This window comes from Escherichia sp. R1 (genome assembly GCF_003000935.1).
In the GTDB taxonomy this organism is placed as follows: domain Bacteria; phylum Pseudomonadota; class Gammaproteobacteria; order Enterobacterales; family Enterobacteriaceae; genus Escherichia; species Escherichia coli.
The window spans coordinates 148,183-160,395 of the sequence record NZ_PSRU01000010.1 but is presented as its reverse complement, the minus strand read 5'-3'; the positions used below and the strand labels follow the sequence as shown (position 1 = coordinate 160,395).

The window sequence follows — 12,213 nt, the reverse complement described above, 5'->3', positions numbered from 1 at the left end:
AAATCTTACTGGCGGCGATGTCGCCAGTGCAGCCATAGCGCCACTACTGCAAAAATGAGGCAGCCTACTAAAAACGGGATCAGCCCAAAAATGGTGCCGACACCTAAACCAATTTCCACCCGTGGGCGACCTGTTTCCTGGACCTGCATTAAACGCTCATAGACGCCGGGCGCATGCACTAGCAGGTTCAGCAATTGTGCCCCAGCCCAAAAGCAAAACAGCACAAACAACGCATAGGCAATATTGCCAGGCGTTGAAGAGGCATTGCGATATTTTCCGCTAAACAGCGATTTTGACAGGGTGAAATCAGCCATAAAAACCTCCGGAAGTCATCTGCTTCTCTTCTGGTGTGATACCAGCGGCTTATGGCAAGTCTGACAGGTCATTTAGATTGTCAATATCAGAATCATGGTAAATTGATGTTGGGAATATTCCCGAAGCGTGAATCTTCGTTGTGAGTCACAAAATAGCAACCTTAAGTTAAATTTATTAACAATTGCGAAAGTGTTGTCTACACCACAGACAGTTGTTACAGAATATGCAAGGATGTTGTTTTGCGTTAACGGAGCTGCCATGAATCTGCCTGTAAAAATCCGCCGTGACTGGCACTACTATGCGTTCGCCATTGGCCTTATATTCATTCTTAATGGCGTGGTGGGGTTACTGGGATTTGAAGCAAAAGGTTGGCAGACCTATGCCGTCGGTCTGGTGACATGGGTGATTAGTTTCTGGCTGGCGGGGTTGATTATTCGTCGTCGCGATGAAGAAACTGAAAACGCCCAATAAGAATATTACCGGGCGTTTGAATATTACATTGTGGTTTTCAGTGCGTTATCCGCAGCGTGACGCTCCAGCGCCAGCTCAATCAAACGCGTGATCAGGTCGGTGTAACCCAGACCACTGGCTTGCCACAGCTTCGGATACATACTGATGTTGGTGAAGCCAGGCAGGGTGTTGATCTCGTTGATCACCACTTCGTTCTCTGGGGTTAAAAACACGTCTACACGCGCCATGCCTGCGCATCCCAACGTCTGATAAGCCTGAACGGCAATCGCCCGGATCTTATCGTTGATTTCTGGCGCAATGGCTGCCGGAACTACCACTTTCGCGCCATCTTCGTCAATGTACTTGGTGTCGTAGGCATAGAAATCGCTGGTGAGTACGATCTCGCCACAGGTGCTTGCTTGCGGGTTATCGTTGCCAAGAACTGCGCATTCGATTTCACGACCTTTGATCCCTTGCTCAACGATCACTTTATGATCGAACTCGAACGCCAGATCGACGGCAATTGTGTACTGTTCTTCACTGGTTACTTTGCTGACACCAACAGAAGAGCCCTGATTAGCCGGTTTTACAAACAGCGGTAACCCCAGTTTAGACTCCACTTCGGCAAAACTGATGTTGTGACGATTAGCGCGCGTCAGGGTAATAAATGGCGCAATGTTCAGCCCGGCATCGCGCAGCAGACGTTTGGTGACATCTTTATCCATACAGGCCGCTGAAGCCAGAACATCAGAACCTACAAACGGTAAATTGGCGACCCGCAGCATTCCCTGCAAGGAACCATCTTCGCCCAGCGTACCGTGGACAATCGGGAAAATGACATCCACCGTCGGCAACGGCTGACCGTTTTGTGCGTCAATAAGCTGATGCTCATGTTTACCTGGCACCTGCGCAAGGCTGGTCGCCGAAGGGCGCAACGCAATATGGGCAGGATCGTCTGCATTTAGCAGATAATTGCTGGCATCGCTGACGTGCCATTGCCCTTGTTTATCAATGCCCAGCAGCACAACATCGAAGCGACTTTTATCAATGGCATCGACAATGTTTTTTGCCGATTGCAGAGACACTTCATGTTCCGCTGATTTACCACCAAAAACGATTCCTACCCGCAGTTTTTCCATCTTAAAAACCTATCCCGTCTAACACAAAGTGCATACATTACCACGACAAAACGGGGGATTCGCGGCCTTCTGACAGAATGTTGCAATCTTCTGCTGACAAAGCGAGCAACGTACTGGTGAAGAAAGTGCGTTATCTCAAAGATGTGTGCAAGATCACAAAAATGATGAACGGGAAGCTAATTTATTCCTGGCTTAAATGACCATGTGGTGAGTTTTTTTCTCTTAATTATAAGATAACGAAGAGAATATATTTCATAACTTTTATTTATAATAAAGGTTGATAATTAAAGACCTATATTTTATGTGGGTAATTATTTAAATAAGAGAAACGTTTCGCTGGTAATCAAACAAAAAATATTTGCGCAAAGTATTTCCTTTGTCATAAAAATAATACTTCCAGACACTATGAAGTTGTGAAACATAATGTTAACTTCTCCATACTTTGGATAAGGAAATACAGACATGAAAAATCTCATTGCTGAGTTGTTATTTAAGCTTGCCCAAAAAGAAGAAGAGTCGAAAGAACTGTGCGCGCAGGTAGAAGCTTTGGAGATTATCGTCACGGCAATGCTTCGCAATATGGCGCAAAATGATCAACAGCGGTTGATTGATCAGGTAGAGGGGGCGCTGTACGAGGTAAAGCCCGATGCCAGCATTCCTGACGACGATACGGAGCTGCTGCGCGATTACGTAAAGAAGTTATTGAGGCATCCTCGTCAGTAAAAAGTTAATCTTTTCAACAGCTGTCATAAAGTTGTCACGGCCGAGACTTATAGTCGCTTTGTTTTTATTTTTTAATGTATTTGTACATGGAGAAAATAAAGTGAAACAAAGCACTATTGCACTGGCACTCTTACCGTTACTGTTTACCCCTGTGACAAAAGCCCGGACACCAGAAATGCCTGTTCTGGAAAACCGGGCAGCTCAGGGCGATATTACTGCACCCGGCGGTGCTCGCCGCTTAACGGGTGATCAGACCGCCGCTCTGCGTGATTCTCTTAGCGATAAACCTGCAAAAAATATTATTTTGCTGATTGGCGATGGGATGGGGGACTCGGAAATTACTGCCGCACGCAATTATGCCGAAGGTGCGGGCGGCTTTTTTAAAGGTATCGATGCCTTACCGCTTACCGGGCAATACACTCACTATGCGCTGAATAAAAAAACCGGCAAACCGGACTACGTCACCGACTCGGCTGCATCAGCAACCGCCTGGTCAACAGGTGTCAAAACCTATAATGGCGCGCTGGGCGTCGATATTCACGAAAAAGATCACCCAACGATTCTGGAAATGGCAAAAGCCGCAGGTCTGGCGACCGGTAACGTTTCTACCGCAGAGTTGCAGGATGCCACGCCCGCTGCGCTGGTGGCGCATGTGACCTCGCGCAAATGCTACGGTCCGAGTGCGACCAGTGAAAAATGTCCGGGTAACGCTCTGGAAAAAGGCGGAAAAGGATCGATTACCGAACAGCTGCTTAACGCCCGTGCCGATGTTACGCTTGGCGGCGGCGCAAAAACCTTTGCTGAAACGGCAACCGCCGGTGAATGGCAGGGAAAAACGCTGCGTGAACAGGCACAGGCGCGTGGTTATCAGTTGGTGAGCGATGCTGCCTCACTGAATTCGGTGACGGAAGCGAATCAGCAAAAACCCCTATTAGGACTGTTTGCTGACGGCAATATGCCAGTGCGCTGGCAAGGACCGAAAGCAACGTACCACGGTAATATAGATAAGCCCGCAGTCACCTGTACGCCTAATCCGCAACGTAATGATAGTGTACCGACCCTGGCGCAGATGACCGACAAAGCCATTGAATTGTTGAGTAGAAATGAGAAAGGCTTTTTCCTGCAAGTTGAAGGTGCGTCAATCGATAAACAGGATCACGCTGCGAATCCTTGTGGGCAAATTGGCGAGACGGTCGATCTCGATGAAGCCGTACAACGGGCGCTGGAATTCGCTAAAAAGGATGGTAACACGTTGGTCATAGTCACCGCTGATCACGCCCATGCCAGCCAGATAGTTGCGCCAGATACCAAAGCTCCGGGCCTCACCCAGGCGCTAAATACCAAAGATGGCGCAGTGATGGTGATGAGTTACGGGAACTCCGAAGAGGATTCACAAGAACATACCGGCAGTCAGTTGCGTATTGCGGCGTATGGCCCGCATGCCGCCAATGTTGTTGGACTGACCGACCAGACCGATCTCTTCTACACCATGAAAGCCGCCCTGGGGCTGAAATAAAACCGCGCCCGGCAGTGAATTTTCGCTGCCGGGTGGTTTTTTTGCTGTTAGCAACCAGACTTAATGACAGATCACGGGCGCATACGCTCATGGTTAAAACATGAAGAGGGATGGTGCGATGAAAATTACATTACTGGTTACCTTGCTTTTCGGTCTGGTTTTTTTAACCACCGTCGGCGCTGCCGAGAGAACCTTAACCCCACAACAACAGCGTATGACCTCTTGTAATCAGCAGGCGACGGCGCAGGCGTTGAAAGGGGATGCTCGTAAGACCTACATGAGTGATTGCCTGAAGAACAGCAAATCTGCGCCTGGTGAAAAAAGTTTGACGCCACAGCAGCAAAAGATGCGCGAATGTAATAATCAAGCAACACAACAATCTCTGAAAGGGGATGATCGTAATAAGTTTATGAGTGCCTGCCTCAAGAAAGCCGCCTGATACCTGATAGTGCTAACGGGTGAGCTACGAAAATGGCTCACCCGAAATTTCATACTTCTGCCTTTAGCCCCGTCTCTATAATTTGGGAAAATTGTTTCTGAATGTTCCCAAAAATAATGAATGATGAAAACTTTTTCAAAAAAGCGGCGGCGCATGGGGAGGAACCTCCTTTAACTCCTCAAAACGAACATCAGCGGTCCGGGCTGCGCTTTGCTCGTCGCGTCAGACTACCCCGCGCGGTTGGCCTGGCTGGCATGTTCTTACCGATTGCTTCAACGCTGGTTTCGCATCCGTCGCCGGGCTGGTGGTGGCTGTTGTTGGTCGGCTGGGCGTTCGTCTGGCCGCATTTAGCCTGGCAAATAGCGAGCAGGGCCGTCGATCCGCTTAGCCGGGAAATTTACAACTTAAAAACCGATGCAGTATTAGCGGGAATGTGGGTAGGCGTAATGGGCGTAAACGCACTGCCTTCCACCGCGATGTTGATGATTATGTGTCTGAATTTGATGGGGGCAGGCGGCCCCCGTCTGTTTGTCGCGGGTCTGGTGTTGATGGTGGTCTCCTGCCTTGTCACCCTCGAGCTGACGGGCATCACCGTGTCGTTCAATAGCGCACCGCTGGAATGGTGGCTCTCCCTTCCCATTATTGTCATTTATCCTCTGCTGTTTGGCTGGGTCAGCTACCAGACGGCGACTAAACTGGCGGAACATAAACGCAGGTTGCAGGTCATGAGTACCCGCGACGGTATGACGGGCGTGTATAACCGACGTCATTGGGAAACTATGTTACGCAATGAATTTGATAACTGTCGGCGGCATAATCGCGATGCAACGTTACTGATTATCGATATCGACCATTTCAAGAGCATCAACGATACCTGGGGCCATGATGTGGGTGATGAAGCGATTGTGGCGCTTACCCGACAGTTACAAATTACCCTACGCGGTAGCGATGTGATTGGTCGGTTTGGCGGCGATGAGTTTGCAGTAATCATGTCCGGTACGCCAGCAGAGAGCGCCATCACCGCCATGTTACGGGTGCATGAAGGGCTAAACACGTTACGCTTGCCGAATACGCCACAGGTAACTTTACGGATTAGTGTGGGGGTTGCGCCGCTGAATCCACAAATGAGTCACTATCGCGAGTGGTTGAAATCGGCAGATTTGGCGCTCTACAAGGCAAAGAAAGCCGGACGTAACCGCACCGAAGTGGCGGCCTGACGTCCGGCAAAAGCCATCAGGATTTGCTGAGTTTTTCTGATTTTTCCATACACTTCGTCATCGCTTCGATCACTGCGGCACGGAAGCCTTTCTCTTCCAGTACGCGTACCGCCTCAATGGTGGTGCCTCCCGGTGAGCAGACCATATCTTTCAGTGTTCCCGGATGTTCTCCCGTTTCCAGCACCATTTTTGCGGAGCCCATTACCGCCTGAGCGGCAAATTTATACGCCTGGGCGCGTGGCATCCCGCCCAGCACGGCGGCGTCGGCCATCGCTTCGATAAACATAAAGACGTAGGCTGGCGAAGAACCGCTCACACCGACCACCGGGTGGATCATCGGCTCAGCAATCACTTCCGCTTCGCCAAAGCAGCGGAAAATATTCAGCACATCAGCGGTATCTTCTGGGGTTACCAGCGCGTTTGGCGTTACGGAGGTCATACCGGCATTAACCAGCGCGGGAGTGTTCGGCATGGCGCGGATAATTTTCCGGTCATGGCCCAGCGCGCGGGCAAGCTGGTCGAGCGTGATACCTGCAGCAATAGAAACGACCAGAGAGTCTTTATTCAGGCTGGAGGTGATTTCGCTAAGTACTTTAATCATGATGCCTGGTTTAACGGCGGCAAAAATGATGTCGGCGATTTGCGCTACTTCTTGCGCCGATTCTGCGGCGTTGATGCCGAACTGGTCATGCAGGGCGGTGACTTTATCCGGGGAGGGGGTATATACCCAGATTTGCCCTGGAAGCACCTGACCGCTGGCAATCAGACCGCCGAGAATGGCTTTTCCCATATTGCCGCAGCCAATAAAACCGATTTTCTTTTCCATTGCCTCACTCCTGCCGTGAAATTCATTGTTTTGATAATCGCTGGCAGAAGCATAAACAGAACTATGCCGGAAGGCAAAAGCGCGACACAATAGAGGATTACCCAACAAAGGATGACTTTATGACAATTTGGGTGGATGCCGACGCGTGTCCCAATGTAATTAAAGAGATTTTGTATCGCGCGGCGGAACGTATGCAGATGCCGCTGGTACTGGTAGCAAACCAGAGTTTACGCGTGCCGCCATCGCGATTTATTCGTACGCTGCGCGTCGCGGCAGGTTTCGACGTTGCTGATAACGAAATTGTTCGGCAGTGTGAAGCGGGCGATTTGGTGATCACCGCAGATATACCTTTGGCTGCTGAAGCCATCGAGAAAGGCGCGGCGGCGCTTAATCCGCGCGGCGAACGTTACACGCCAGCGACCATTCGTGAGCGCCTGACGATGCGCGATTTTATGGATACCTTACGTGCCAGTGGGATCCAGACCGGAGGACCAGATAGTCTTTCACAACGTGACCGCCAGGCTTTTGCTGCGGAGCTGGAGAAGTGGTGGCTGGAAGTGCAACGTAGTCGTGGCTAAATGTAATTTATTATTTACACTTCATTCTTGAATATTTATTGGTATAGTAAGGGATGTATTGAGATTTCCACCTTAAGTGGAATTTTTTCTTTACAATCGAAATTGTACTAGTTTGATGGTATGATCGCTATTCTCATGACACCGGCTTTCGCCGCATTGCGACCTATTGGGGAAAACCCACGATGACACAACCTCTTTTTCTGATCGGGCCTCGGGGCTGTGGTAAAACAACGGTCGGAATGGCCCTTGCCGATTCGCTTAACCGTCGGTTTGTCGATACCGACCTGTGGTTGCAATCACAGCTCAATATGACGGTCGCGGAGATCGTCGAAAGGGAAGAGTGGGCGGGATTCCGCGCCAGAGAAACGGCGGCGCTGGAAGCGGTAACTGCGCCATCCACCGTTATCGCTACAGGCGGCGGCATTATTCTGACGGAATTTAATCGTCACTTCATGCAAAATAACGGGATCGTGGTTTATTTGTGTGCGCCAGTATCAGTCCTGGTTAACCGACTGCAAGCTGCACCGGAAGAAGATTTACGGCCAACCTTAACGGGAAAACCACTGAGCGAAGAAGTTCAGGAAGTGCTGGAAGAACGCGATGCGCTATATCGCGAAGTTGCGCATATTATCATCGACGCAACAAACGAACCCAGCCAGGTGATTTCTGAAATTCGCAGCGCTCTGGCACAGACGATCAATTGTTGATTTTCGAGCGCCTATACTTAACGTTCATCCCGTGAAATAAGGAAGAACGATGCCAACGAAACCGCCTTATCCTCGTGAAGCATATATAGTGACGATTGATAAAGGAAAGCCAGGACAGACGGTAACCTGGTACCAACTCAGAGCCGATCATCCTAAACCAGACTCGTTGATCAGTGAACATCCGACCGCTCAGGAAGCGATGGATGCGAAAAAACGCTATGAGGACCCTGACAAAGAGTGACCGCATCAGACTGCTCGGAAGGGATTCTGAGTGCCGCCACAAGGGATCTGCGTCACATTTTTCACAATTCATGTTTTTCAAATAATTAGAATATTAAACAATAACAATCCATTACTGGAATCATTTGGAATCTTTACATTATGCAGTGCAGGTCTGCTGCTACGCTTTTTGTCATTTGTAGCACAAGTAAGTGTCAGCAGTGGTGCTTAACACTTGCCCGGTAATTAACGACGAAAGAAAAGTAAGGTGGAAGAACAATGAGTGCGTCGTTGGCGATCCTGACTATCGGCATTGTACCTATGCAGGAAGTTTTGCCGCTCCTGACAGAATACATTGACGAAGATAATATTTCCCATCATAGCCTGCTGGGGAAGTTAAGCCGCGAAGAAGTGATGGCGGAGTACGCGCCAGAAGCAGGCGAAGACACAATTCTCACATTATTAAATGACAACCATCTGGCCCATGTTTCGCGTCGCAAAGTGGAGCGAGACCTGCAAGGTGTGGTTGAAGTGCTCGATAATCAGGGTTACGACGTCATTATATTAATGAGTACAGCAAACATTAGTAGTATGACCGCGCGTAATACGATCTTTCTTGAGCCGTCGCGGATATTGCCACCGCTGGTTTCCTCTATTGTTGAAGATCATCAGGTGGGGGTTATCGTACCGGTTGAGGAGTTGCTGACCGTTCAGGCGCAAAAATGGCAAATTTTGCAGAAACCGCCAGTATTTTCATTGGGTAACCCCATTCATGATTCGGAACAAAAAATCATTGATGCCGGGAAAGAATTACTGGCAAAAGGTGCAGATGTCATCATGCTGGATTGTTTGGGATTTAACCAGCGTCATCGCGATTTACTGCAAAAACAGCTCGATGTTCCTGTCTTGCTCTCTAACGTATTGATTGCACGGCTGGCTGCGGAATTACTGATGTAATTTTGCGTGACAGCCAGCGCCTCTGGCCCCTATAGTGAAGTAGATGTTCAACTACCAGACAGGGCCAGTTTATGCTTCAAAGTAATGAGTACTTTTCCGGCAAAGTGAAATCGATCGGCTTTTCCAGCAGCAGCACTGGTCGCGCCAGCGTGGGTGTTATGGTTGAAGGTGAATACACCTTCAGCACCGCTGAGCCTGAAGAGATGACGGTAATCAGTGGCGCGCTGAATGTGTTACTGCCTGACGCGACCGACTGGCAAGTGTATGAAGCCGGTTCGGTGTTTAATGTTCCCGGTCACAGCGAGTTTCATCTGCAAGTTGCCGAACCCACCTCTTATCTGTGCCGCTATCTGTAATTCCTCGCCTTCCCCTTGAACGGGAGGGCATTTTTCTGAAATGTCCTCTCTTTAACCCATAATAATATTTCCTTTGCTGGGATTTTTTCGATTTTCGATATATTCATAATTCATCAAGGTTGATATAAATATCAGCGAAGATCTCCAGATATTGTTGCGGAACTGGCGACGTTAAAAGATAAATCAGATGATGAATGGTGGTGTGCATTGCTGCAAAGTCGCAATGATCATTTGCGCCAAACGGCATTGCACAACGCACATACTCCGGTGTTGTTAACGACATTGACTGAGCCTCAGGAGCGGTCGCTGGCTATTAATAATTCACAGCTGGCTGCGGATGTGAAAACTACGTGGTTAAAAGAGGAGCCATCATTACTCTTATTTGTCGAACAACCCGATTTTTCGCTGTTACGTGATTTAGTGAAAAACGGGGCAACGCGAAAAATTCGCAGTGAAGCGCGTCACCGGCTTGAGGAAAAACAATGACACAACGCCCCTGGAGCAAGTTACAGCATAAAACGCATAATATTGCTGCGCTAAGAATTATTGCCCGCTGTAGCTAACGATTATATTCCTGGTGTGGCTTCGTACGCCGGATAAGACGCGGCAGGCGTCGCATCCGGCATTAAAGGTAAATCAGCAATTAACGTTGTGCTTCGCCACCTAATCCTTCAATCAGGTTTTGAATTAACGCTGCCAGTTCACCAGTCATCAGGATGAAATCGGCATCAAAGCGCTGGGCGAAATCTTCACGGTCGATATCTTCGTTTTGATCGCGCAGCTCGTCGCAGAACTTCAGACGCTTGAGCGAACCATCGTCGCACATCACAAACTGAATGCGCTGCTGCCAGTCAAGCGCCAGTTTAGTCACCACTTTTCCGGCTTCAATGTGGTTGGTGATCTCTTCGCTGGTCAGATCTTGTTTCTTCGCGCGGATCACGCCGCCATCTTCCAGCAACGATTTCAGCTCGGCTTCATCAAGCAGCTGGAAGCCCTGTGCCGTGCTGCCGGAACGTACCCATTCGGTCAGCGTCAGTTCAATCGGGTTTTCCATGCTCAATGGTACAACCGGTAACGACCCCAGGCTTTTACGCAGCAGTGCCAGCGTATCTTCCGCTTTTTTGGCGCTGGCGCAGTCCACCATAATCAAACCGTTAACCGTGTCGATCCACATCATTGTCTGGCTAAAACGGCTGAAAGCACGCGGCAGCAGAGAGTGCAGCACTTCGTCTTTCAGCGAATCTTTTTCGGTTTTCTTCAGCTTACGCGCCTGTTCCGCTTCCAGTTTGGCGATTTTCGCTTCCAGCGCCTGTTTAATCACCGGGGACGGGAGGATTTTTTCTTCTTTGCGCGCACAGATAACAATTTGACCATTGGCAACGTGCGTTAACGCATCGCTGTGCGATCCCATCGGAGGTACCCAGCCCATCTTCGCCATGTCCTGGCTGCCGCATGGGGTAAATGCCATCGAGGCTAGCTGTTTTTCCATCTCTTCTGCACGCAGCGAAATCTCGCGGCTAAGACGGTAAACCATTAAATTTTTGAACCACAGCATGATAATTTCCACGGCCTTGTCGTTAAATTTAGCGGGCATGATAACGAATTGTCGGCGGCCTTGCATTGCCAATCCGGTTGTCTGTCTCTACGCTATTGATATTGAAAAAAATAAGGAGAGTACCGTGCGTATAGGTATCGATTTAGGCGGCACCAAAACTGAAGTGATTGCATTGGGCGATGCAGGGGAGCAGTTGTACCGCCATCGTCTGCCCACGCCGCGTGATGATTACCGGCAGACTATTGAAACGATCGCCACGTTGGTTGATATGGCGGAGCAGGCAACAGGGCAGCGCGGAACGGTAGGTATGGGCATTCCTGGTTCGATTTCGCCCTACACCGGCGTGGTGAAGAATGCCAATTCAACCTGGCTCAACGGTCAGCCATTCGATAAAGACTTAAGCGCGCGGTTGCAGCGGGAAGTGCGGCTGGCAAATGACGCCAACTGTCTGGCGGTTTCAGAAGCGGTAGATGGCGCGGCAGCGGGAGCGCAGACGGTATTTGCCGTGATTATCGGCACGGGATGCGGCGCGGGCGTGGCATTCAATGGGCGGGCGCATATCGGCGGCAATGGCACGGCAGGCGAGTGGGGACACAATCCGCTACCGTGGATGGACGAAGACGAACTGCGTTATCGCGAGGAAGTCCCTTGTTATTGCGGTAAACAAGGTTGTATTGAAACCTTTATTTCAGGCACGGGATTCGCGACGGATTATCGTCGTTTGAGCGGACATGCGCTGAAAGGCAGTGAAATTATCCGCCTGGTTGAAGAAAGCGATCCGGTAGCGGAACTGGCATTGCGTCGCTACGAGCTGCGGCTGGCAAAATCGCTGGCACATGTCGTGAATATTCTCGATCCGGATGTGATTGTCCTGGGCGGCGGAATGAGCAATGTAGACCGTTTATATCAAACGGTTCCACAGTTGATTAAACAATTTGTCTTCGGCGGAGAATGTGAAACGCCGGTACGCAAGGCGAAACATGGTGATTCGAGCGGCGTACGCGGCGCTGCATGGTTATGGCCACAAGAGTAAAAAAACCAGGCAATTGGCGTATCATGCCTGATGCGACGCTTGCCGCGTCTTATCAGGCCTACAAAGTGAGCCGTCCGGTAGGCCGGATAAGGCGCTCGCGCCGCATCCGGCAACAAATAACGCGCACAGTGGCGGCAACCCCCCGGTGCTCCGATGCCTGATGCGACACTGGCGTGTCTTATC

Annotated in this window: 16 protein-coding genes and 2 pseudogenes; 14 read left to right on the top strand and 4 right to left on the bottom strand. The window is 49.9% G+C overall.

All coding sequences use genetic code 11. From position 1 onward, the window contains the following. Positions 1-5 precede the first annotated feature (5 nt). Positions 6-314, bottom strand: a complete 309-nt coding sequence (locus C4F37_RS14200; RefSeq protein ID WP_000763151.1) for a YaiY family protein — start codon at positions 312-314, stop codon at positions 6-8. A 259-nt stretch (positions 315-573) separates the two neighbouring features. On the opposite strand from C4F37_RS14200, the gene C4F37_RS14190 reads away from it, so the two are divergent. Then, positions 574-786, top strand: a complete 213-nt coding sequence (locus C4F37_RS14190) for a DUF2754 domain-containing protein (RefSeq protein WP_001295334.1) — start codon at positions 574-576, stop codon at positions 784-786. Between the two features lie 23 nt (positions 787-809). Here the strand turns inward: C4F37_RS14190 and ddlA are convergent, their stop codons facing one another. Beyond that, positions 810-1,904, bottom strand: a complete 1,095-nt coding sequence (gene ddlA, locus C4F37_RS14185; RefSeq protein WP_000413685.1) for a D-alanine--D-alanine ligase — start codon at positions 1,902-1,904, stop codon at positions 810-812. A gap of 77 nt (positions 1,905-1,981) precedes the next feature. Between ddlA and C4F37_RS27560 the strand changes: the two are divergent. The 5 genes and pseudogenes from C4F37_RS27560 to adrA all read left to right on the top strand — a co-directional run bounded on the left by C4F37_RS27560 (position 1,982) and on the right by adrA (position 5,799). After that, positions 1,982-2,185, top strand: a pseudogene (locus tag C4F37_RS27560) (hypothetical protein). Positions 2,186-2,366: 181 nt separating this feature from the next. Beyond that, positions 2,367-2,627, top strand: a complete 261-nt coding sequence (gene iraP / locus C4F37_RS14175) for an anti-adapter protein IraP (RefSeq protein ID WP_000792973.1) — start codon at positions 2,367-2,369, stop codon at positions 2,625-2,627. Between the two features lie 100 nt (positions 2,628-2,727). Beyond that, complete coding sequence (phoA, locus tag C4F37_RS14170; RefSeq protein WP_001538365.1) at positions 2,728-4,143, top strand: alkaline phosphatase; 1,416 nt, start codon at positions 2,728-2,730, stop codon at positions 4,141-4,143. Between the two features lie 118 nt (positions 4,144-4,261). Beyond that, entirely contained in the window at positions 4,262-4,582 is a 321-nt protein-coding gene (psiF, locus tag C4F37_RS14165; protein ID WP_001295332.1) for a phosphate starvation-inducible protein PsiF, read from the top strand. A 101-nt stretch (positions 4,583-4,683) separates the two neighbouring features. Then, positions 4,684-5,799 (top strand): diguanylate cyclase AdrA, encoded by a 1,116-nt coding sequence (gene adrA / locus C4F37_RS14160; RefSeq protein WP_000484068.1) that lies wholly within the window; start codon positions 4,684-4,686, stop codon positions 5,797-5,799. A 16-nt stretch (positions 5,800-5,815) separates the two neighbouring features. Here the strand turns inward: adrA and proC are convergent, their stop codons facing one another. Continuing rightward, positions 5,816-6,625: a pyrroline-5-carboxylate reductase gene (proC, locus tag C4F37_RS14155; protein ID WP_001298540.1), complete on the bottom strand. Its 810-nt coding sequence runs from the start codon at positions 6,623-6,625 to the stop codon at positions 5,816-5,818. A 119-nt stretch (positions 6,626-6,744) separates the two neighbouring features. On the opposite strand from proC, the gene C4F37_RS14150 reads away from it, so the two are divergent. The 7 genes and pseudogenes from C4F37_RS14150 to C4F37_RS27350 all read left to right on the top strand — a co-directional run bounded on the left by C4F37_RS14150 (position 6,745) and on the right by C4F37_RS27350 (position 10,005). Beyond that, complete coding sequence (locus C4F37_RS14150; RefSeq protein WP_000158159.1) at positions 6,745-7,203, top strand: YaiI/YqxD family protein; 459 nt, start codon at positions 6,745-6,747, stop codon at positions 7,201-7,203. Between the two features lie 182 nt (positions 7,204-7,385). Next, on the top strand, positions 7,386-7,910 hold the full coding sequence (aroL, locus tag C4F37_RS14145) for a shikimate kinase AroL (RefSeq protein WP_000193383.1): 525 nt from the start codon (positions 7,386-7,388) through the stop codon (positions 7,908-7,910). A gap of 49 nt (positions 7,911-7,959) precedes the next feature. Further along, complete coding sequence (yaiA, locus tag C4F37_RS14140; protein ID WP_001142433.1) at positions 7,960-8,151, top strand: protein YaiA; 192 nt, start codon at positions 7,960-7,962, stop codon at positions 8,149-8,151. A 257-nt stretch (positions 8,152-8,408) separates the two neighbouring features. Beyond that, a complete protein-coding gene (locus tag C4F37_RS14130) occupies positions 8,409-9,086 on the top strand; it encodes an AroM family protein (RefSeq protein WP_001276402.1) in 678 nt (225 codons plus the stop codon). 71 nt (positions 9,087-9,157) lie between these two features. Then, complete coding sequence (gene ppnP / locus C4F37_RS14125; protein WP_000941942.1) at positions 9,158-9,442, top strand: pyrimidine/purine nucleoside phosphorylase; 285 nt, start codon at positions 9,158-9,160, stop codon at positions 9,440-9,442. Positions 9,443-9,589: 147 nt separating this feature from the next. Next, positions 9,590-9,928: pseudogene (locus C4F37_RS14115) on the top strand (DUF2773 domain-containing protein); the annotation flags it as partial. Next, the gene (locus tag C4F37_RS27350) at positions 9,925-10,005 is read left to right on the top strand and encodes a hypothetical protein (protein ID WP_122083095.1); all 81 of its coding nucleotides are present in this window, start codon (positions 9,925-9,927) and stop codon (positions 10,003-10,005) included. The pseudogene C4F37_RS14115 and the gene C4F37_RS27350, both read left to right, overlap by 4 nt. An 80-nt stretch (positions 10,006-10,085) precedes the next feature. On the opposite strand, the gene rdgC is transcribed toward C4F37_RS27350, so the two are convergent. After that, positions 10,086-10,997, bottom strand: coding sequence for a recombination-associated protein RdgC (rdgC, locus tag C4F37_RS14110; protein WP_001366457.1), 912 nt, complete (start codon positions 10,995-10,997; stop codon positions 10,086-10,088). Between the two features lie 124 nt (positions 10,998-11,121). Between rdgC and mak the strand changes: the two genes are divergently transcribed. Then, entirely contained in the window at positions 11,122-12,030 is a 909-nt protein-coding gene (gene mak, locus C4F37_RS14105) for a fructokinase (RefSeq protein ID WP_001219315.1), read from the top strand. Positions 12,031-12,213: the final 183 nt, after the last annotated feature.